The sequence below is a fragment of the Aliagarivorans taiwanensis DSM 22990 genome (assembly GCF_000429505.1).
In the GTDB taxonomy this organism is placed as follows: domain Bacteria; phylum Pseudomonadota; class Gammaproteobacteria; order Enterobacterales; family Celerinatantimonadaceae; genus Aliagarivorans; species Aliagarivorans taiwanensis.
Genome location: NZ_AUBZ01000002.1, coordinates 213,465 through 233,614, shown reverse-complemented (window position 1 = coordinate 233,614; position 20,150 = coordinate 213,465). Strand labels below are relative to the sequence as shown.

The following is a 20,150-nucleotide window of genomic DNA, read 5'->3' as shown; positions in this document are numbered from 1 at the left end:
CCGCTTATGCGCTTATCGCCAGCCACAGATAGTGGCTGGCAACTCCAGCAAAGATAGCCAGCCCCACGTAGTTATTGTTCAAAAAAGCCTTAAAGCAGGCATCGCGCTCGCGAAAACGGATCAGCGCCTGTTGGTAGACAAACAGCACAGCCGCCGCTAACCACGCAACATGAAAGGCCATACCCAGCTCGCTTAGATGAGCAACGACAGCGAGGCATACCAGGCTCAAGGCCTGCAATACGCCAACCGCCAACTTATCGAAGCGACCAAACAGGATCGCGGTGGATTTCACGCCAATCTTCAGGTCGTCGTCGCGATCGACCATCGCATACATGGTGTCGTAGGCCACCACCCAGCAAATATTTGCCAGCATCAACCACCAGGCGTAGGCCGGGATCTGTTCTTGAACCGCGGTGAAGGCCATCGGGATCCCCCAGCTAAAGGCCAGGCCCAAAAACAGCTGTGGCAGTTGTGTCACCCGCTTCATAAACGGATACAGCGCCGCCAGCACTAGCGCCATCACCGACAGTTGTATGGTTAACAGGTTAAGGTTTAACACCAATACAAAGGCGATCACCACCAGAACAGCGAACAGCGCCAGCGCGCCCTTCTCACTCACCTGTCCCGAGGCCAGCGGCCGAGCCTTAGTGCGTTTTACCTTGCCGTCGATATTGCGGTCGGCGTAATCATTAATCACGCAACCCGCCGAGCGCATCACAAACACCCCCAGCGAGAAGATCACCAAGGCCTGCAGCGGCGGCTCACCGGCGGCTGCCAGCCATAGGGCCCACAAGGTCGGCCACAGCAACAACAAGGTGCCAATCGGCTTGTCGGCCCGCATCAGCTGCCAATAGGGTTGAATGCGACCGCTAACACTCAGCATGCTGCGCCTCCGGAAACACTGGGCAATCGGGCAAAAACACTTCTGATACTAACAACGGACAACTGGCCAACAAGAAACGGGAGCGGCGCGCCCATACCCGCTGCTGAACCTGCAGGGAATCGGGCAACGAGTGCGGCGGTAACAAGGCTAGCTCCAACTCCTGGCGTTCACTATCTGGGTGGGAGAACAACAGCTCACCTAAGGGTTGCGAGTTGAGCTCGAGGATCTGGGCGGCCTCGCCATCCAGGCTAGTTTGGGGAACGATACTGCGCGCATACACCCAAGGCTGTTGATTGCCTTTGAGCAAAACCTCACGAACCCAGTACGGGCCATCCACACCTAGCGCTTGCTGTTCATCCGCGCTAATCTCGGCATAATCCTGATTGAGGATCTCGACCTGAAAATTATCACAACATTGCTTAAGGCGAGCAGTCAGCGAGCCGATATCAAGTAGCCAGGGCTGAATTGTAGAAGGGAGCTCCAACGCCGATCCTGCTGCATACCAAAGTCCCTGTTGTGGAATAAAACGCCTTTTCACATATAACATCCGTGACTAATCCTTCAGGCATTATCTCGGATCTAAAACGCAGAAGTAAACCGGCAAGCAAACAAGATGCGAAACGCGTTACGCCGCGCCAAGCCTTGACCGGAATAAGTTTAACATCAACAATAGTTGCAAATTTCAAAGGGATCAGCGTGATGAAGTTACTTTCCAACCTTCTGGCCAGTCTGGCATTGCTTGTGGCGCTTGGCGCTCAGGCAGAACCCGCCGCGCCAGCCGGAGGTTACGCCTACTTTGCCTTCGAGCCAGACATTATCACCAACTACATCAATAAAGGACGCAAGCTAGGCTATGTTCGAGTCACGGTGGAAGTGATGGTGGACAACGAGTCGAACCTGACCCATATCGAGCACCACTCCCCGCTGATCCGTGATGCCATTATCGAGATACTTGGCAAGCAAGACTACGACGATATTCGCTCACTGGATGGACGGGAAGAGATCCGCCGCCGCTGCCTGGAAGTGGTCAACGACCTGCTGGTTCAAGAGACAGGCCGTAAGATGGTCAATAACCTACTGTTTACGAAGTACCTTTATCAGTAGCCTTATCGATTAGCGCCTGCCCACAACCAACCAGCAAGCCAAACAGGTGAGCCAGGTTGGCCATCGGCGGGCCGATCACATTCATAAAGCCAAACACCAGCCACAGCAGCATAAAGCCGACAATCGACGGGCTCACCGACAAGCCCACACGTGGATTCAGCCACCCGGTAAACCAGATATATCCCAGCAGCGCATAGACCACCCCAGACAAACCACCGAACAAAGGCCCAGCCGCCAGTAGTTGTGCGACATTGGGAATTACCGCCGCCACCAAGGTGACTAGCAGCAGCTTCTGGCTGCCTAAGCGCTGCTCAATCTCACCGCCCAGTTGCCACCACCACAGACAGTTAAAGGCGATATGGACTATTGAGAAGTGCAGGAAAATCGGGGTGATGGCACGCCAAAACTCCAGCGACAGCAACTGTTCCAGTGTGTCGGTAATTCGCAGGTTGTTGAACAGCAGGTTTTGAAAGCCAATGTTCATCAACACGTATATCGCCACAGCCGCCACCAGCACGCTCAACGTAACCGGGCCAGCGTGGGCCACGATATTGCTGATAAAACTATTCTGGCCACCGTAGCGGAAGCGGACCTTACTGTGATCACCAGTCTGCCAGGAGGCCGCGTGGTAGCGTTGATCATTCGGGTTCTGCATAAACTGCTGCAGCTCAGCATCTGCCTGCTGGTATTGTTCGTCGTTAACCAGCCAGATAGCCACACCGTCACCGGCAGGCGCTAACTTACATTCGATATGGATGGTCGCCAGATAATCAATAAAGGCTTGGGCCATGCGGGCATTGCCCAGTACTACTAACTGCTTCACTCGCCCTGCTCCACCTCAGCCACTTTACGCCACTCCTCGAAGCCACCTTGCAGGTTATACACCTCTTCATAGCCCTGATGATGCAGGTATTGAGCGGCGCCAACACTGGATATGCCGTGGTAACACATCACGATCAGTGGCGTTTCGAACTCGGTTTGCTGCATCAGCGCGACCAAGCTGCCATCACTAAGGTGAAAGGCTCCCCGAGGGTGGGCTTGAGCAAAGGATTGCGGGTCGCGAATATCTACCAACCAAGCACCGCGTTCTTCCATCATTTTAAGCGCCTCAAGCGGCGCGATCTGAGCAATCTCTTGCATGTTAGCTCCAACAGGATTTTCGCCCAATGTAACGGTAGGGCTAAACAAAAAGCAAGCCGAAGCTTGCTTTGTCAGGGTGAGAATCCGGGGAAGGATTACGCGCCGAGGTAGGCCTTACGTACCTCTTCGTTGACCAGCAGATTGTCGCCGCTGTCTTCCAGCACGATCCGGCCATTCTCCAGCACATAGCCGCGATCGGCCAAGCGTAGTGCCTGGTTAGCATTCTGCTCCACCAGGAAGATGGTCATACCGCGCTCGCGCAGGCTTTCGATAATATCGAAGATCTGCTGAATAATAATCGGCGCTAGCCCTAGTGATGGCTCATCCAACAGCAGCAAGCGAGGGTTGCTCATCAGTGCGCGGCCAATCGCCAACATCTGCTGCTCACCACCAGACATGGTGCCAGCGCGCTGGCTGATTCGCTCTTTCAGGCGTGGGAACAACTGATACACCTCCTCGATGCGCTCCTCCACCTGCTCTTTAGTGGCAAAGAAGCCGCCCATATGCAGGTTCTCCTCCACGGTTAAGCGCGAGAAGATACGACGACCTTCCGGCACGATGGCGATATCGCCACGCATGATCTGGTGGGTGCTTTCGCGGGTAATGTTCTTACCTTCAAACAGTACCTCACCACTGGAGGCTTTCGGGTCGCCACACAGGGTCATCAGCAAGGTGGTCTTGCCGGCGCCGTTGGCACCGATAAGGCTCACAATCTCACCCTTTGATACCGACATATTCACGTCGTGCAGGGCCTGGATCTGTCCATAGTGAGTGGACACATTCTTAAACTCTAACATCGTCCTCTCCTAGAACTCGCCCAGATAGGCTTTGATCACCTCGGGGTTATTACGCACCTGCTCCGGCGTACCATCAGCTAGCGGACAGCCTTGGTTTACCACGTAGATGCGATCGGAGATGCCCATCACCAGCTTCATGTCGTGCTCAATCAGCAAAATCGAGACATCTTCTTGGTCACGCAACTCCAGAATCAGCCGATCCAGATCTTCCGTTTCACGCGGGTTTAGGCCGGCAGCCGGCTCGTCCAGCATCAAGATCTCAGGGCGGGTGACCATACAGCGGGCAATCTCCAAGCGGCGCTGCTGGCCATAGGCCAAGTTGCCGGCCTTACGGTTGGCAAACTCGGTTAGCCCCACCTTATCGAGCCAGTACTTGGCGAACTCCAGTGCGCTGCGCTCACTCTTACGAAAACGCTTGGTGTTAAGCAGGCCCGAAAAGAAGTTAGTATCCAGATGGCGATGCTGCGCCACCAGCAGGTTCTCAACCACTGTCATGTCCTTGAACAAGCGAACATGCTGGAAGGTACGCACAATGCCTTTGCGAGCAATCAGATGGCCCTTCATGCCCTCTAAATGCTCGCCGCGATAAACGATCTGCCCGGAGGTCGGTTGGTAGAAGCCAGTCAGGCAGTTAAACACCGTGGTTTTACCGGCGCCATTGGGGCCGATCACCGATACCACTTCTTTTTCGTGTAGGCGCAAGGCCACGTTGTCCACTGCCAACAGACCACCAAAGCGCATGGTTAGGCCGGTTACATCGAGTAATAGACTCATCTTAGGCCTCCTGCTTTAGCTGCATGTGGGGACGGCTCATTGGCAACAGCCCCTGTGGGCGCCAAATCATCATAAACACCATCATCAAACCGAACATCAGCATCCGGTACTCGTTAAACTCACGCGCCAGCTCCGGCAGTACCGTCATCATGATCGCGGCGAGAATCACCCCGATCTGCGAGCCCATACCGCCAAGTACCACAATCGCCAGAATGATCGCCGACTCGATAAAGGTGAACGACTCTGGACTGATAAAGCCCTGACGCGCCGCAAAGAAGCTACCGGCAAAACCGGCAAAGGCAGCGCCAATGGTAAAGGCACTCAGTTTCACCACGGTGGGGCTGAGGCCCAATGAGCGACAAGCGATCTCATCTTCCCGCAAGGCCTCCCAGGCGCGACCAATTGGCATACGTAGCAGGCGGTTGATCACGATAATCGTCAGCACCACCAGCAACAGCGCCATCAGGTATAGGAAGATCACCTTGTACTGGGAGTTGTAGGAGATATCAAAGAAGTTATGGAAGGTATCGAAACCGCCATCTTTGAGCTTGCGGTTAAACTCCAGACCAAACAGGGTGGGTTTGGCGATACCACTGATCCCATTCGGACCACCGGTGAGCTCGGTGAGGTTGTTCAGCAATAGACGAATAATCTCACCAAAACCGAGGGTCACAATCGCCAGATAGTCGCCCCGCAGCCGCAATACCGGGAAGCCCAGCAGGAAGCCAAACAGCGCCGCCATCGCACCAGCGATAGGCAGACAGGTCCAAAAACCCCAGCCTTCAGCAGCCAGTAGCGCATAGCTATAAGCACCAACCGCGTAGAAGCCCACGTAGCCCAAATCCAGCAGACCGGCGAGGCCCACCACCACGTTTAGGCCCAAGCCGAGCATCACGTAGATCAGGGTCAAGGTCGCCAAGTCCACCGAGCCACGGCTCACCATAAACGGCCAGATAATCGCACCGGCCAACACAAAGCAGGCGATAAGGTTGCCACCTTTACGGTCCATACTCGGCAGTTTGAAGCTCGGCTTATTAGCACTCACGCCACTTCGCAGCTTACCAAACAGATTAGGCAGGAATAGCTGGCCAAAGAACACCGCCGCCATACCGCCCCACAGCCAGTGCAGGTGTGATGGCTCGGCAAACACCAGTTGTACACCGCCCGGCTCCGCTTGCATCGAAATGCCCAACAGCCAACCCGCCAGCACCAGGAAGGTAACAGCAGAAATCAGCGCATTAACAATTACTTGCTTACTCATACTTTTTCCACCTCAGGCTTACCGAGTATGCCAGTCGGCATAAACAACAGAACAAAACAGAGTAAGCCGAAGGAGACCACATCCTTATATTCGGTACTGAAATAACCCGCGGTAATCGCCTCGGTGATGCCCAGCAGCAAGCCACCTAGCACGGCCCCGGGGATTGAGCCAATCCCGCCCAATACTGCTGCGGTAAAGGCCTTCAGGCCAGCCATAAAGCCGATGTAAGGATTAATCACGCCGTAGTACATGCCCAGTAGTACACCGGCCACTGCTGCCAGTGCGGCACCGATGATGAAGGTCAGTGAGATCACCCGGTTGGTGTCGATGCCCAGCAGGTTGGCCATCGAGATATCTTCGCTACAGGCGCGACAAGCACGGCCCATCCGAGAGCGGGAGATAAACAGGGTCAGCGCGGTCATCGCCGCAAAGGTGACCGCGAAGATCACCAGCTGCATATAGGAGATGCTCCACTGGAAACCGGCTTCCGAGCCGAAGGTCCAGCCACCTTTAATCATGCGCGGCATGGCAATATCGCGACTGCCCTGTGCCAAGCGCACTAAATTCTGTAGAAAGATCGACATACCGATTGCCGAGATAAGGGCAATCAAACGGTTACCACCACGCACCGGGCGATAGGCGATCTTTTCGATACTCCAGCCATACACGCTGGTGACAATCATACTGATAATAAAGGCGCCTGCGATTAACACCGGTAAGGCATCAATCCCCAGCATCGCCAGACCGGCCAATACGATAAACGAGACGTAGGAGCCAATCATGTAGACCTCGCCGTGGGCGAAGTTAATCATGCCGATAATCCCGTAGACCATGGTATAGCCAATCGCGATCAAGGCGTAAGTGCTACCAATGGTCAGGCCATTAGTTAGCTGCTGTAGAAAATAAAAAAGTTGCTCAGACATGGTTCATCCAAACTGCAAGGTAGCCGTACGGTAGCGGATACTGTTGCATATAGAACAGGACAGCGCCCGCGTTAAGCGGGCGCTGCTTGGAGGTTACTCAGCCACCGAAGAGGTGCCATCGGCGTGCCAGCTGAACACGCCAAAGTCGAACCCTTTCAGGTCGCCTTTATCGTCCCACTGCAGAGGGCCCATGACGGTATCCACAGTGTTAGCGCGTAGGTATTCAGCCACGGCTTCTGGGTCATCACCCGCCGCAGTGACACCCGCTTGAATCGCCTGCATTGCGGCATAGGCGGTCCATACGAATGGGCCAGTTGGGTCTTCACCCTTGGCTTTCAGCGCATCGACGATTGGGGCGTTCGCTGGAACCAGGTCGTATTTCTTAGGCAGGGTAACCAGCAGGCCTTCAGAGGCTTCTTGGGCAATCGCCGAGATATCTTTGTTACCTACGCCTTCGGGGCCCATGTAACGCGCTTCCAAACCTTGCTCATAAGACTGACGCAACAGCAGGCCCAGCTCAGGGTGGTAGCCACCGTAGTAAACGAAATCAACGTTCAAGCGCTTAAGCTTGGCGATAAGGGCTGAAAAGTCTTTGTCACCGGCAGTCACACCTTCAAAGGCAACAACCTCGGTGCCAGCCGCTTCCAGCTCTTGCTTCACCGAGGTGGCGATACCTTCACCGTACTGCTGCTTATCGTGGATAACCGCTACTTTTGATGGCTTAACGCTGGTCAGAATGTAGCGTGCTGCGGTTGGGCCTTGGTCGCTATCCAGGCCGATGGTGCGGAACACCAGCTCGTGGCCACGAGCAGTAATGTCAGGGCTGGTTGCTGCTGGAGTAATCATCAGCACACCTTCGTCTTCGTATACGTCAGAAGCTGGCTGGGTGGCACCTGAACACAGGTGGCCGATTACGTATTGAATGCCGTCATTGATGATCTTGTTGGCTACCGCGACCGCTTGCTTAGGCTCACAGGCATCATCGTAAACCACGACTTCCAGCTTGGTTTCGCCATCAAGTAAGTCTTGAGCGATGCCAGCACCGGCGAATTGCATATCACCATACTGAGCAACAGGGCCGGTTACCGGGCCTGCAACCGCCACTTTAACGGTAGCGGCGTTCGCAGCGCCCGCTCCAAGTAAAGCAGCCGATACCGCCGAGGCTAAGACACAGGTCTTCCATTTATTCATCGTTCGCTCCATGTAACGTAGATTGTGTTTGCGATACGGCGAGTCGCTGGCTACCAAAAGGGCACAGCGCTAGCCATTGTGTCGTTGTTATTACAGCTCTGTTTTACCTCAATAGCGGATAACGACACAAGCTAGCGGGGTCGGGCAGGCAGAGGATGTGACTATTCACGCCCAGTTAATCACTGTCATTTGAAGGATATTCAGAGGGGTTTTAGAACGATGTCATGCTTTGACAGCACATTGCACTGCCATTTGCGCAGCATTGAAAAATCTTGTCGTTATTTTATACATTCATCCAATTTGCTGGGTTTAGTCCCCCGAATTTAAGGGATTCTCTTCCAAACCCAGCATAATGCTCTTACATGGCCAAAGAATCGCCAGAACATTCACTAATGCATCATAAACATACGCAAGTAAAACGAATAGTTATTCACCCACACTGCTTAGTTGCGAGTTAAGGCTTTGCTCAGCACCCTCCGCTACCACATGCAAGGTGCGCGTTGGGAAGGCAAACTCAGCGCCATGGGCCTCAACGATGGCGACAATTTTATTCAGCACGTCCTGTTTCACCTGATGGTACTTCACCCAGTTGGTGGTTTTGGTGAAGGTATAGATAAAGAAATCCAGCGAGGACGGACCGAAGGCATCGAAGTTGACCATCAGGGTTTGCGTCGTATCTATCTCCGGATGCTGCTCCAGCATCTGTTTGACCTGCTCAACAATCACCTGCATCTTGGCGGCATCGCCGTAGCGGATACCGATGGTCTCTTTGATTCGGCGGTGGCTCATTCGGCTCGGGTTCTCCACCACAATGCTGGAGAAGATCGCATTGGGGATATACAGCGGGCGCTTGTCGAAGGTACGAATGCGAGTGACCCGCCAGCCGATGTTCTCGACGGTGCCTTCGATGCTGCGATCCGGCGAGCGCACCCAGTCGCCCACCTTGAAGGGCTTGTCCAGATAGATGATCAGCGCGCCAAAGAAGTTCGACAGCAGATCTTTTGCCGCCATACCGACAATCAGACCACCCATACCGCCGAAGGCCAGCACACCAGAGATGCTAAAACCGAGGATCTGCATCACCGCCAGCAGCATCAGGATAACCACTGATGCCCGCAGCAGCTTGCCTACGGCCAATACCGTGGTTTGGTCACGATGCTGCTCGTTCACCAACACCTGCTCGGCCTTACGAATAAAGCGCAGCGCGGCCCAAGTTAGCATCATCACCACCGCAATCTTGCGGCTAAATGGTATTAACTGGGCGACGTCTGGGTCTAACTGCTTGGCGAACACCGTCGCTACCAGCGACAGGCCCACTACTGCAATCAACCAGTTGATCGGCTTCCACAGGGCGAACCATACGGCTTCATCCCACCGGTAGCGAGTGCCTGCAGCCAACCGTTCTAAGCGTGACGCGAGCATGCGCCAAGCCACGAAAGCCACTACGGTGATGGATAACACGACTGAAACATCAACCAGCCAATTACTGGTTTCCAGGTATGTGGTTTGTTGCTCCAACCACTGATAGAGCTCTTCCATTTTGCGGGTCCTTCTTCCCTGTATTGCAGCCGCTGCACCGTACCTGCGCAGCGGCAAAGCTGTTACCTAGGCGCTAATTCCGCTGTGACGCAGCAACGCATCAACCTCGGGTTCGCGACCACGGAAGGCCTTGAACAAGGCCATCGGCTTCTCTGAGCCACCTTTCTCCAAGATATTCTGCATAAACGAGCGGCCGGTGTCTGGGTTGAAGATCCCCTCTTCTTCAAATAGTGAGAAGGCATCCGCCGATAGCACTTCAGCCCACTTGTAGCTGTAGTAACCCGCGCTATAGCCACCGGCAAAGATGTGGCTAAAGCTATTCTGGAAGCGGTTAAACGCCGGTGGGATGATTACCGCCACGCGCTCACGCACCTTGTCCAGATACTCCTGCACCGAACCTTGCAGCGCACTCTGGGCATGCAGCTCGAAATCAAAAATTGCGAACTCTAGCTGGCGCACCATCATCATCGCCGACTGGAAGTTCTTGGCTGCCAGCATCTTCTCAAGCAGCTCGTGAGGCAGCGGCTCACCGCTTTGATAGTGGCCAGAGATAAACGCTAGCGCTTGCTCTTCCCAGCACCAGTTCTCGAGGAACTGGCTTGGCAACTCAACCGCATCCCAGGCCACACCGTTGATGCCCGACACCGCAGCCACATCCACTTGCGTAAGCATATGGTGGATGCCATGGCCAAATTCGTGGAACAAGGTGACTACTTCGTCGTGGGTGAACAGCGCTGGCTTATCGCCCACTGGCTTGTTGAAGTTACAAGTCAGGTAGGCCACCGGCAGGATCACCTGACCTTGCGCGTCGACCCGGCGGCCAATGCACTCATCCATCCAGGCGCCGCCGCGCTTGTGCTCGCGGGCATACAGGTCTAGGTAAAAGCTACCGCGCAGCGCACCGTTCTCATCGAACAGCTCGAAGAAGCGCACATCGTCATGCCAGCTATCCACGCCTTGGCGCTCTTTCACCTCAACCTTGAACAGGCGCTTAACTACTTCGAACAGGCCGCTCAGTACCCGATCTTCAGGGAAGTAAGGGCGTAGCAGCTCATCGGAGATAGAGTAGGTATGCTGCTTGAGCTTCTCGCCATAGTAAGCGATATCCCAGGCGGCCAACTCCTCCACACCATGCTCTTGCTTGGCAAAGGCCAGCAGCTCAGCTAGCTCTCGCTCGGCTTGTGGCTTGGAGCGTTTGCCGAGGTCTTCTAGAAAGCCCAGCACCTGCTCAGGGGATTCTGCCATCTTGGTGGCCAGAGATTTGTGCGCGTAGCTTTCAAAGCCAAGTAGCGCAGCCAGCTCTTGGCGCAGGGCCAGCTCTTCTTCAATGATGGCGGTGTTGTCGTACTGATCTTGATGCGGACCGTTTTCCGACGCGCGGGTACAGAAGGCGCGGTACACCTCTTCGCGCAGCTCGCGTTTATCGGCGTAGGTCATCACCGCCAGATAGCTGGGGAACTCCAGCGTCAGCAGGTAACCGTCGAGCTCTTTCAGCTCTGCGGCTTGCTTGGCGGCAGCCAGCGCTGATTCTGGCAGGCCAGCCAGCTCGGCTTCATCAGCAACCTGTTTTTGCCAGGCGACGGTAGCATCGAGCACATTGTTAGAGAAACTGGAGCTAAGCTCCGATAGACGCGCCACAATCTCGCCATAGCGCTGCTGTTTGTCGCTCTCTAGAGCAATCCCCGACAGTTTAAAATCGCGTAGGGCATCGTCGATGGATTTCTGCTGGGCTGGCGAGTAGGCGGCAAAGGCCTCACTGGCCGCCAGCTTCTCGTAGGCCTGATACAGGCCGCTATGCTGGCCGACAAAGGTGGAGTACTCAGACAGCATGCCCAAGCAAGACTCATAGGCCTCGCGTAGCTCCTTGCTGTTGACCACCGCATTCATATGGCTGACCGGCGACCACAAGCGGCTCAGCTTGTCGTTCACTTCGTCCAGCGGCAGGATCAGGTTCTCCCAGCTAGGCTCGGCCTCTGCCACTACCTGCTCGATCACCTCGCGGCAGTCTGCAATCGCTTGCTCTACAGCAGGTTTAACATGCTCAGGTTTAATCTCGCTAAAAGGCGGTAATCCGGTAATACAGAGTAATGGGTTGCTCATTTGAATTCCTTGGGCTGGCCAACTTGGCGGACAAACTAAAAAGATGCGGGTTTACACCAAGAAATTCAAGTCGGCTAATCACTTAGCCAGTTTACATAGTGAGCGTTTGGACTATGATTGCGATAAGCATAACTACAACTCCACAGCACGAAGCAAGGACGGGTGAATGGAGCACACCGAGCATGATCTGGTTCCAGAAGACCAAACCAGCCTCATCAAAAAACTGGCCCTGAACAAGGGAACCAACAGCCTCTCACTACGGATGCTTTCCTATATCTTGATCTGCTCCACCCTGCTGGCGCTGGTCATTACCCTTATCCAGCTACGCTACGACTACCGCCAAGATGTAAAAGTGATTAAGGACAGCATCGCCCAGATCGAGGTGAGCTTTCTGCAGCCCATCGCAGCCAGTTTGTGGAACCTCGATGAAGAGCAGGTACAGGTGCAGATTGAAGGGATTATGAATCTGCCGAATATGCAGTACGTGCTGGTTAAAGAGATCCTCGGTAGCTCGGAAGTACCTTTATTAGCGCGCGGCCGCTCCTCCGAGCGCTACGACCTGCAGCAGGAGTTTGAGCTGAGTTATCAAGGCGAGTTGGTTGGTAAGCTGTTTGTGGCCGCCTCTCTGGATCAGGTTTATAAGCGGCTGTGGGAAAAGGCCATGCTGATCCTGATCAGCCAGACCATCAAGACCCTGGTGGTCTCGATTGTGATCCTGTTTATCATCTACTACGTGATTGTGCGCCACCTCAACACCATTGTGGAATACACCCGTAACCTTGATTTAGATAATCTGGGCGCGCCACTGGAACTCGGTCACGGCCGTACCCGCAACGATGAGCTTAGTGAGCTGGTTAATACCCTCAACCAGATGACCTTTAAGATCAATCACGAGTTCGAACAACGACTCAAGGCCACCGAGCAGCTAGAAAAAGAGCGTGACTTCTCGGCCACCATTATTAATGCCAGTAACGCGATTATCGTGACGCTGGACAACCACCTCGACATTATCAACGTCAACCCGGCCGGGGTGATGCTTACCGGCTTCCATCAGGCTGAGCTAGTCGGCCAGAGCTGGCTGAGCGTGTTTGTCGATGCCAACAAGCGCGACTTTATCGAGGACGAGCTGCGCCAGCTGAGGGTGATTGAAGACCAAGAGCTAACCCTTAGCGATCAAAACGATACCCAATACACCCTGATCTGGACCTTTGTGCCCTTCTACGAGGGCAACGAAGTCGCCCGGATGATCGCCTTTGGCTACGACGTCACGCCGCTCAAACAGGTGGAGAACGAGATCAAGCAGCTCAATGACGAGCTGGAGCACAAGGTGGAAGTGCGCACCGAAAAACTGGAAGAGAGTAACCGCCAGCTAGCCAGCGCCTTCGACAAGCTCAAGAACGCCCAGCAAAGCCTGGTGGAGGCAGAGAAGATGGCCTCGCTGGGTAGCCTAGTGGCGGGTGTGGCCCATGAGATCAACACCCCCATCGGTATCAGCGTAACCGCCGCTTCCTACCTGCAAGAGCAGAGCAAGCAGCTGGAAGAGAACGTCAGCAGCGGTAAACTCAGTCGTAGCTTTATGGAGGATCTCATCGAGAACCTTAACCAAAGCTCTGAGCTGCTGCTAAGCAACCTGCGACGCGCCTCTGACTTAATCAGCAGCTTTAAGCAGGTGGCGGTCGATCAAAGCTCCGAGGCCTGCTACACCTTTAATCTCAGCGAGAATGTCCATCAGGTGATCACCTCACTTGGCCATAAGCTCAAGCGTGCCAATACCGAGGTAGTGGTAGACTGCGACCGCCAACTCGAGCTCTATAGCTACCCCGGCAGCTTTACCCAGATATACTCCAACCTGATCATCAACTCGGTCACCCATGCCTTTAACAACTGGGAGGGCGAGCGCAAGATCTCCATCTCCATCGTACGCGAGAACGAGCAGCTGTTGATCGACTACCGCGATAGCGGCTGCGGAGTGCCACCCGAGCTGGCTAACCGGATCTTCGACCCCTTCGTGACTACCAAGCGTGGCCAAGGCGGCAGTGGGCTGGGTACCCATATCGTCTACAACTTGGTGGTGCAGCTACTCAAAGGCTATATCGCCTTCGAAAGTGAGCCCGACAAAGGGGTGCACTTCTCCATCCGCCTGCCTTATCAGGCAGAAAAACCCGAGCCTGAACCAAAGTCGGATATCGACCCCGAGGAATTTCGCATCTAAGCGGCTCAATCAGGGCCGCTGTTGATGCCGAAATCATCATCAAGGATTGATGGGGATCAATTCCTCGCGCATCTCGCCACGACTTGCGTTTATACTAGTGCCACTAATTAAGGAGCAGCTAGATGACTGAATTCGATTATCTCTGTATTGGTGCTGGAAGCGGTGGTATTGCCTCTGCAAACCGCGCTGCGATGCACGGCCAAAAAGTCGGCCTGATTGAGGCTCGCCACGTGGGCGGCACCTGCGTTAACGTCGGTTGTGTACCGAAGAAAGCCATGTGGTTTGGCGCCCAAGTGGCCGAGGCCATCCACCTCTATGCCGAAGACTATGGCTTCGATGTGTCGGTAAACAAGTTTGATTGGGCCACCTTGGTGAAAAGCCGTGAAGCCTACATCGAACGGATTCATGGCTCTTACGACCGCGTGTTGGCCAACAACGGCATCACCCTGATCAATGGCTTTGCCCGCTTTGTGGACAGCAACACCGTGGAAGTAGATGGCGAGCTCTACCGCGCCAAGCATATCCTGATTGCCACCGGTGGCCGCCCGAGCATTCCTTCCATTCCAGGCGCTGAGCTGGGTATCGACTCAGATGGATTCTTTGCCCTGCAACAGCAACCCAAGAGCGCCTTGGTTATCGGCGCGGGTTACATCGCCGTAGAACTGGCAGGGGTGCTACACGCACTCGGTACAGATACCCATCTGGCGGTACGCAAACACAGCCCGCTACGTAACTTCGACCCGATGCTCAGTGAGACCTTAGTAGAGCTAATGGCTGAACACGGCCCTACGCTGCACACCAACCATGTACCCAAATCTGTAGAGCAACTATCCGATGGCGACCTACTTGTCACCTTCGAAAACGGCAACAGCCTGACCGTGGACTGCTTGATCTGGGCGATTGGCCGTGAGCCCGCCACCGATGCGATCAACTTAGACAGCGCAGGGGTGAAAACCAATCAGTGGGGCTATATCGAAGTCGATGAGTACTCCAACACCAGCGCGCCGGGCGTGTATGCAGTGGGCGATAACATCGGCAAGATTGAGCTGACCCCGGTGGCAGTTAAAGCCGGTCGCTTGCTCTCCGAGCGTCTGTTCAACGGCCAGAGCAATGCCAAGATGGACTACTCATTAGTCCCCACCGTGGTATTCAGTCACCCCGCCATCGGCACCATCGGCCTGACCGAACCAGAAGCGATTGCCGAGTACGGCGAGCAGAACGTGAAGGTGTACAACTCTAGCTTTGGTGCCATGTACACCGCGGTGACCCGCCACCGCCAAGTCACCAAGATGAAGCTGATCTGCGCTGGACCAAACGAAAAAGTCGTGGGCCTGCATGGTATTGGCTTGGGAATGGATGAGATCCTACAAGGCTTCGGCGTAGCCATGAAGATGGGTGCCACCAAGGCCGATTTCGACGCCTGTGTGGCGATCCACCCGACTAGCGCTGAAGAGTTTGTGACGCTTCGCTAGCTTCAACAATAAAGCGGAGCCCTAGCTCCGCTTTATTGCCCGTTTCACCACCAGCTCTTAACAACTAGTCAGACTCATCACTATTCTGCTCGAAGCGAAAATAGCGAACCGTCTCCCCCTCAGTACTCAAACGCAACTTACCCTGCAACAGCATCGGATTGTCTTCGTCGTGCTTGCTCACATCGATAGCAAAGCGTTGGATCACCTGCACATCATCGCCTAACAATACCAAGTTGAGATTCCCCTCAAGCTGCTCTTCAAGTAACAGTTGGTAATTCAAGTAGACGGAGCTTAGCCCACTGTTTTCATTGCTAAACATCACCGAGGTGATCCCGGCGTAATCGACTGGCAATAGTTGATTGTGCTCGAGCAAGCGCAGCTGCGGATAACGCTCCTTGGTCAGCAGATAGTTTTGCACCCGCGACTCACTGAGCTGCTGGGATAACAGCGCCATTTGTTGGTCGGCCTTCTCCAAGTTTCTCAGCACCGCCTGTAGCTGCTGTTGTTCAGCTTTGACTTTGCTGTAGAGGATCGCCACCGACACTAGCATCACCAACAGTAGAATCAGTGCCGCGATAAAGTACCAGAAGAAGCGCCGCGCATGACGGTAGCGCTTTTTATAGTGGAAGTGTCGAGATTTGTGATATTCCTTGCGATGCTTGAGATCGAGGTCTTCTCTTTCCAAGTCTTCGGCCACACTATTTGACATGTCCTTGTCCATAAGTCCTTGAGCCACTGGGTTATTCATCTATAACTCTAATCAGGGATCGGGGATGTGGCAATAAACTCTGCAGATTGTTCGCCCTTCAAGTACAATGGCGCGTTTTCAAACACACTCGCACTCAGTCGGCACGCAGGCCAGATGCCGAGATTTTTCACTGCCGCCTATGATAGCTGTAGTGAGTCGGCGCTTAATTAGGGTGATATCTCCTTGCTATTATCTTTGGCGATCACCTGTGGTTAACTGCCAACAGAACCACTCACTGAGATGAAGAGTATCACTCGAATCGGGGGAACAGATGGCAATTCAATGGTATCCGGGCCATATGCACAAGGCTCAGAAACAGATCAAAGAGGTGATGCCCAAGATCGATCTGGTTATCGAAGTGCTGGATGCGCGTATCCCCTTCAGCAGTGAGAACCCGCTGATCCACAAGCTGCGGGGCGATACCCCTTGTATCAAAGTGCTGAACAAGAGCGATCTAGCGGACCCTGAGCTCACCGAGCGCTGGCGCCAGCACTTGGAGCAAGAGAAAGGCGTGCGCGCCATTCCGCTCTGCACCATCAAAGGTAACCAGACCCAACAACTGTTAGATCTGTGCCGCAGCATGTTGCCTAACAAGGGCACCGTAGATAAGCCCATTCACACCATGATCTGTGGCATCCCCAATGTCGGTAAGTCGACCCTGATTAACACCTTGGCGGGGCGCATCATCGCTAAAACCGGTAACGAGCCCGCAGTCACCAAGGCGCAGCAGCGCATCAAGCTGGAAGGCAATATCATCCTGTCGGACACCCCCGGGATCCTCTGGCCCAAGTTCGACAACGAAGCCAGTGGCTACCGTCTGGCTACCACCGGAGCGGTGAAAGACACCGCCATGGACTACGACGATGTGGCAGCCTTTGCCTGCGAGTACCTAATTGGGGCCTACCCTGAGCTACTTAAAGCCCGCTACCAGCTCGATGAGCTGCCTGAATATGAAGTGGAGCTGATGGAAGTGATCGGCGCGAAACGCGGCTGTTTAGTACGCGGTGGCCATGTCGACTTTGTTAAGGTTGCAACCATTATCCTCAACGAGTTGCGCGACGGCACTATCGGCCAGATCACCTTGGAGACCCCAGAGATGGCGGTGACCGAGCAAGCTGCGGTGGATGAAATGCTGGCCCGCAAAGCCGAGGAAGAAGAGCAGAACGGTAAGAAGAAAAAGAAAAGGCGCCGCCGTTAGGCTGCGCCCTCGTATCTACTACGCCCTAAAGCGCGCAGAGAACTAGCTGCTCAGTTGCTGCAGCACAAAGCCTTGCTCGCTCACTTCGATCGCCGCAAGCTCAAGGGATGACAGATAAGCATCCGCCTCAGGCAGTTCTTGCTGGCTGCTGTACGCGGTGAGTGCAGCAACCTTAGCACCCGCCGCCTTACCGGCGGTCACGCCCGCTGCAGAATCTTCAAACACCAAGCAGTCTTGCGCTGCCAAGCCCAGCTTTTCCGCACCAAGCAAGAACGGCTCGGGCTCAGGTTTGCCTTTCTCCACCTGATTGGCGGTGACCAATACGCTAGGCTCTGGCAAGCCCGCCGCCTTAATCCGCGCTCGTGCCACCTTGTCAGTGCCAGAGGTTACGATCGCCCATGGCAGGCCCAGCTCAGCGAGCTTGTCCAGCAATGCTAATGCGCCCGGTTCAGCCACCACATCGTCGGTGTCAGTGGCTTCCATCATCTCCAGCCACATCGCCTCGCCCTTCACTTCCATCTCATGGGAGTCTTTGAGCAGCATCGCTACCGATTCACGCGCCGGGCGGCCGTGAATGTTCTCCATTACAAAGTCGGCTTCCAGGCCATTACGTCCGGCCCAGGCACGCCACGCGCGCTCAACAGAGGCCATAGAGTTGACCAAGGTGCCATCTAAATCAAACAAGATGCCTTTGAACTTCATTTCTTACTCACTCGGGTTCTAGTTACTGCGAAGATTATACCTTGCACGGCCTTGAGTAACAGCAATCAAGCTATTACTAAAGCGTCTCTGTCGGCGCCAGAAACAACAAAGGCTCCGAAAGGAGCCTTTAACAGATTCGCGGTATCAGCGACTACTGAGTCAGGTAGGCAATCGCTGCCTTGATTTCATCTTCGCTACAATCACCGCAGGTACCTTTGGCGGGCATCGCGTTGATACCGTTCCAGGCGTTCGCAAATACCGTGTCTTCGCCTTTGCCCATACGCGCCGCCCACTCATCAGCATCGCCGCGCTTAGGCGCGCCTGCGACACCGGTGCTATGACACGCAGTACAGAAGGTATTGTAGATGGTTGCGCCATCGCGGGGACCCGCACTGGCTTCGGGGGCTTTGGCAATATCCAGCTCGCCATCGAGATAGACGTTACCCACGGGTTTGATACGCTCGCTAATGGCTTCGTCAGACATATCGACAGCCATTGCATTTAGGCTGATTGCTGCGCCAGCCAACACGCTCAGTACAAATTGAAGTGGCCTGAACAACTGCGTCACCTTGTCTCTCCTTATACATCCACGGCTAGGCCGTGCGTCCCTGTTATTTGGGGCCAAGTATAACACCAACCCTCAATGGTTAAACCATTGTATTTGCATATGTTAAACCCAGGTAGCAAAAACCCGCACTAATGATTGCGCTTAAGGATCTCGTGCCACGGCAGTGAGGCATCCCCCAAGGAGATAAAGTTGGGGTTCTCCAAGGACTCACGCTGGTTATAGCTAAGGGCTTGCAGCTGCAGATCGAACAGGTCGCCGCCGGCTTCTTGCAAGATAATCTGCGGCGCGCCGGTATCCCATTCGCCGGTTGGACCAATACGGATATAGCAATCAGCCAGCCCTTCCGCCACCAAGCAACTCTTTAAGCTGGCACTGCCCAAGGGCTGGAGATGATAACGAAAATCACCACTTAAGATGGCTTGCAGCAAGGCCGGGTTCTGTACCCTGCTGGTCGCGACTCGAATACGCTCAGGCGCTGTGGCGTAATGCGAGCTGTGAATCGGCAGCTCTTTGCCTTGAAAACGCAAGCTAGCACCATGGCCCTTGACTGCGCTGTAGCGCTTGCCCACCACCGGTCCGTAGACCACGCCCAATACCGGCTGGTTGTTCTCGACCAGCGCCAGCTCGGTCGCAAAATCACCGCTACCAGAAACAAACTCTTGGGTGCCATCGAGCGGGTCAACTAGCCAATAACGCGACCAATGAGCGCGCTTTTCTAAGGGGATGGCGGCGTGTTCTTCTGACAGCACCGGAATATCGGGAGTAAGCTTTTCTAGTTGCTCAAGCAGGAAGTGATGCGCCGCATAGTCGGCGCTGGTTACCGGGGTCGAGTCGGATTTCCACTCGCTCTGGTAATCACCTTGCTGGTAGATGCTGTTTATCAGGTCTCCGGCCTGCTCGGCTATCTCACAGGCGCTGCTCAGCAGCGACTGAGCCAAATCATGTTGCTGGTTGTTCAAGACTGTTCTCTGTGCCATTGCTCGTACAAAAACAGCGCGGCTACACTGCGCGCCTCGTTAAAATCATCTCGCTGCAGCAGGCTAAACGCCTGATCTAACGGAACCCGCACCAGCTCTAGCGGCTCAGGTTCATCGCCTTTTAACCGGCTGGCCGTTAGGCCACTGGCGGCAAATACCTTCATCTGCGCCGACATAAAACCGGGCGCTACCGACAGTTCACTGAGCTCCACCAGCTGTCCAGCCGAAAAACCGATCTCTTCTTGTAACTCTCGATTGGCCGCATCGATGGGCAACTCGCCCGGGTCGACCAAGCCTTTGGGAAAGCCTAGCTCATAACGCTCGGTTGCAGCAGCATATTCTTTCACCAGTAATAAATATCCGTCATCGGTGACCGGCACTACCATTACCGCGCCCCGTCCAGAGCCCCCAAGCCGCTCGTAAACACGCTGCTCGCCGTTGGCAAACTCCAGGTGCAGCTCTTCTACTTGAAAGTATCGGCTGCGGGCGGTGATCGCTGAGTGTAAAAGTTTCGGCCCAACTCGCTTTGTCATTGTTATCCTTTTCTGATCCCGACAGTCA

At 54.6% G+C, this 20,150-nt stretch carries 20 protein-coding genes; 4 read left to right on the top strand and 16 right to left on the bottom strand.

Annotated features, from left to right (window positions below; genetic code table 11):
* Nucleotides 1-4: 4 nt before the first annotated feature.
* A complete protein-coding gene (gene ubiA, locus G462_RS0102660) occupies nucleotides 5-883 on the bottom strand; it encodes a 4-hydroxybenzoate octaprenyltransferase (protein WP_035476507.1) in 879 nt (292 codons plus the stop codon).
* Nucleotides 870-1,430 (bottom strand): chorismate--pyruvate lyase family protein, encoded by a 561-nt coding sequence (locus tag G462_RS24140; protein ID WP_084404903.1) that lies wholly within the window; start codon nucleotides 1,428-1,430, stop codon nucleotides 870-872. The genes ubiA and G462_RS24140 overlap by 14 nt, the downstream gene beginning before the upstream one ends.
* 152 nt (nucleotides 1,431-1,582) lie before the next feature.
* Between G462_RS24140 and G462_RS0102650 the strand changes: the two genes are divergently transcribed.
* The gene (locus G462_RS0102650) at nucleotides 1,583-1,987 is read left to right on the top strand and encodes a flagellar basal body-associated protein FliL (protein WP_211234178.1); all 405 of its coding nucleotides are present in this window, start codon (nucleotides 1,583-1,585) and stop codon (nucleotides 1,985-1,987) included.
* Here the strand turns inward: G462_RS0102650 and glpG are convergent.
* The 9 genes from glpG to prlC form a co-directional block, all read right to left on the bottom strand.
* Nucleotides 1,965-2,810, bottom strand: coding sequence for a rhomboid family intramembrane serine protease GlpG (gene glpG / locus G462_RS0102645; RefSeq protein ID WP_026957602.1), 846 nt, complete (start codon nucleotides 2,808-2,810; stop codon nucleotides 1,965-1,967). The genes G462_RS0102650 and glpG overlap by 23 nt on opposite strands.
* Nucleotides 2,807-3,127 (bottom strand): thiosulfate sulfurtransferase GlpE, encoded by a 321-nt coding sequence (gene glpE, locus G462_RS0102640; protein ID WP_026957601.1) that lies wholly within the window; start codon nucleotides 3,125-3,127, stop codon nucleotides 2,807-2,809. The genes glpG and glpE overlap by 4 nt, the downstream gene beginning before the upstream one ends.
* A gap of 95 nt (nucleotides 3,128-3,222) precedes the next feature.
* The gene (locus G462_RS0102635) at nucleotides 3,223-3,924 is read right to left on the bottom strand and encodes an ABC transporter ATP-binding protein (protein ID WP_026957600.1); all 702 of its coding nucleotides are present in this window, start codon (nucleotides 3,922-3,924) and stop codon (nucleotides 3,223-3,225) included.
* 9 nt (nucleotides 3,925-3,933) lie between these two features.
* Nucleotides 3,934-4,698: a high-affinity branched-chain amino acid ABC transporter ATP-binding protein LivG gene (gene livG, locus G462_RS0102630; RefSeq protein WP_026957599.1), complete on the bottom strand. Its 765-nt coding sequence runs from the start codon at nucleotides 4,696-4,698 to the stop codon at nucleotides 3,934-3,936.
* 1 nt (nucleotide 4,699) lies between these two features.
* The gene (locus tag G462_RS0102625) at nucleotides 4,700-5,959 is read right to left on the bottom strand and encodes a high-affinity branched-chain amino acid ABC transporter permease LivM (RefSeq protein WP_026957598.1); all 1,260 of its coding nucleotides are present in this window, start codon (nucleotides 5,957-5,959) and stop codon (nucleotides 4,700-4,702) included.
* Complete coding sequence (gene livH, locus G462_RS0102620; RefSeq protein WP_026957597.1) at nucleotides 5,956-6,882, bottom strand: high-affinity branched-chain amino acid ABC transporter permease LivH; 927 nt, start codon at nucleotides 6,880-6,882, stop codon at nucleotides 5,956-5,958. The genes G462_RS0102625 and livH overlap by 4 nt, the downstream gene beginning before the upstream one ends.
* A 93-nt stretch (nucleotides 6,883-6,975) precedes the next feature.
* A complete protein-coding gene (locus G462_RS0102615; RefSeq protein WP_026957596.1) occupies nucleotides 6,976-8,073 on the bottom strand; it encodes a branched-chain amino acid ABC transporter substrate-binding protein in 1,098 nt (365 codons plus the stop codon).
* 426 nt (nucleotides 8,074-8,499) lie between these two features.
* Nucleotides 8,500-9,612 carry a mechanosensitive ion channel family protein gene (locus G462_RS0102610; RefSeq protein ID WP_026957595.1) on the bottom strand — a complete coding sequence of 371 codons (1,113 nt, stop codon included), beginning with the start codon at nucleotides 9,610-9,612 and terminating at the stop codon, nucleotides 8,500-8,502.
* A gap of 66 nt (nucleotides 9,613-9,678) precedes the next feature.
* Entirely contained in the window at nucleotides 9,679-11,712 is a 2,034-nt protein-coding gene (prlC, locus tag G462_RS0102605; RefSeq protein ID WP_026957594.1) for an oligopeptidase A, read from the bottom strand.
* A gap of 166 nt (nucleotides 11,713-11,878) precedes the next feature.
* On the opposite strand from prlC, the gene G462_RS21555 reads away from it, so the two are divergent.
* Nucleotides 11,879-13,924, top strand: coding sequence for an ATP-binding protein (locus tag G462_RS21555; RefSeq protein WP_051326476.1), 2,046 nt, complete (start codon nucleotides 11,879-11,881; stop codon nucleotides 13,922-13,924).
* Nucleotides 13,925-14,046: 122 nt separating this feature from the next.
* Complete coding sequence (gorA, locus tag G462_RS0102595) at nucleotides 14,047-15,396, top strand: glutathione-disulfide reductase (protein WP_026957593.1); 1,350 nt, start codon at nucleotides 14,047-14,049, stop codon at nucleotides 15,394-15,396.
* Between the two features lie 64 nt (nucleotides 15,397-15,460).
* Here the strand turns inward: gorA and G462_RS0102590 are convergent, their stop codons facing one another.
* Entirely contained in the window at nucleotides 15,461-16,105 is a 645-nt protein-coding gene (locus tag G462_RS0102590) for a hypothetical protein (protein WP_157378537.1), read from the bottom strand.
* 310 nt (nucleotides 16,106-16,415) lie between these two features.
* Here G462_RS0102590 and ylqF point away from each other — a divergent pair, with 310 nt between their 5' ends.
* The gene (gene ylqF, locus G462_RS0102585; protein ID WP_026957591.1) at nucleotides 16,416-17,342 is read left to right on the top strand and encodes a ribosome biogenesis GTPase YlqF; all 927 of its coding nucleotides are present in this window, start codon (nucleotides 16,416-16,418) and stop codon (nucleotides 17,340-17,342) included.
* 42 nt (nucleotides 17,343-17,384) lie between these two features.
* Here the strand turns inward: ylqF and G462_RS0102580 are convergent, their stop codons facing one another.
* The 4 genes from G462_RS0102580 to nudE all read right to left on the bottom strand — a co-directional run bounded on the left by G462_RS0102580 (nucleotide 17,385) and on the right by nudE (nucleotide 20,122).
* Nucleotides 17,385-18,044, bottom strand: coding sequence for an HAD-IA family hydrolase (locus G462_RS0102580; RefSeq protein ID WP_026957590.1), 660 nt, complete (start codon nucleotides 18,042-18,044; stop codon nucleotides 17,385-17,387).
* A 151-nt stretch (nucleotides 18,045-18,195) separates the two neighbouring features.
* A complete protein-coding gene (locus tag G462_RS0102575; RefSeq protein ID WP_026957589.1) occupies nucleotides 18,196-18,612 on the bottom strand; it encodes a c-type cytochrome in 417 nt (138 codons plus the stop codon).
* A gap of 128 nt (nucleotides 18,613-18,740) precedes the next feature.
* Nucleotides 18,741-19,571, bottom strand: coding sequence for a 3'(2'),5'-bisphosphate nucleotidase CysQ (cysQ, locus tag G462_RS0102570; protein ID WP_245579520.1), 831 nt, complete (start codon nucleotides 19,569-19,571; stop codon nucleotides 18,741-18,743).
* On the bottom strand, nucleotides 19,568-20,122 hold the full coding sequence (nudE, locus tag G462_RS0102565; protein ID WP_026957587.1) for an ADP compounds hydrolase NudE: 555 nt from the start codon (nucleotides 20,120-20,122) through the stop codon (nucleotides 19,568-19,570). Before nudE ends, cysQ begins: the two co-directional genes overlap by 4 nt.
* Nucleotides 20,123-20,150 lie beyond the last annotated feature (28 nt).

Coding starts and splice junctions, on each gene's coding strand:
- ubiA (WP_035476507.1), bottom strand. CDS start 883: ATGCTGAGTGTTAGCGGTCGCATTCAACCCTATTGGCAGCTGATGCGG.
- G462_RS24140 (WP_084404903.1), bottom strand. CDS start 1,430: ATGTTATATGTGAAAAGGCGTTTTATTCCACAACAGGGACTTTGGTAT.
- G462_RS0102650 (WP_211234178.1), top strand. CDS start 1,583: ATGAAGTTACTTTCCAACCTTCTGGCCAGTCTGGCATTGCTTGTGGCG.
- glpE (WP_026957601.1), bottom strand. CDS start 3,127: ATGCAAGAGATTGCTCAGATCGCGCCGCTTGAGGCGCTTAAAATGATG.
- G462_RS0102635 (WP_026957600.1), bottom strand. CDS start 3,924: ATGTTAGAGTTTAAGAATGTGTCCACTCACTATGGACAGATCCAGGCC.
- livG (WP_026957599.1), bottom strand. CDS start 4,698: ATGAGTCTATTACTCGATGTAACCGGCCTAACCATGCGCTTTGGTGGT.
- G462_RS0102625 (WP_026957598.1), bottom strand. CDS start 5,959: ATGAGTAAGCAAGTAATTGTTAATGCGCTGATTTCTGCTGTTACCTTC.
- livH (WP_026957597.1), bottom strand. CDS start 6,882: ATGTCTGAGCAACTTTTTTATTTTCTACAGCAGCTAACTAATGGCCTG.
- G462_RS0102615 (WP_026957596.1), bottom strand. CDS start 8,073: ATGAATAAATGGAAGACCTGTGTCTTAGCCTCGGCGGTATCGGCTGCT.
- G462_RS0102610 (WP_026957595.1), bottom strand. CDS start 9,612: ATGGAAGAGCTCTATCAGTGGTTGGAGCAACAAACCACATACCTGGAA.
- prlC (WP_026957594.1), bottom strand. CDS start 11,712: ATGAGCAACCCATTACTCTGTATTACCGGATTACCGCCTTTTAGCGAG.
- G462_RS21555 (WP_051326476.1), top strand. CDS start 11,879: ATGGAGCACACCGAGCATGATCTGGTTCCAGAAGACCAAACCAGCCTC.
- gorA (WP_026957593.1), top strand. CDS start 14,047: ATGACTGAATTCGATTATCTCTGTATTGGTGCTGGAAGCGGTGGTATT.
- G462_RS0102590 (WP_157378537.1), bottom strand. CDS start 16,105: ATGTCAAATAGTGTGGCCGAAGACTTGGAAAGAGAAGACCTCGATCTC.
- ylqF (WP_026957591.1), top strand. CDS start 16,416: ATGGCAATTCAATGGTATCCGGGCCATATGCACAAGGCTCAGAAACAG.
- G462_RS0102580 (WP_026957590.1), bottom strand. CDS start 18,044: ATGAAGTTCAAAGGCATCTTGTTTGATTTAGATGGCACCTTGGTCAAC.
- nudE (WP_026957587.1), bottom strand. CDS start 20,122: ATGACAAAGCGAGTTGGGCCGAAACTTTTACACTCAGCGATCACCGCC.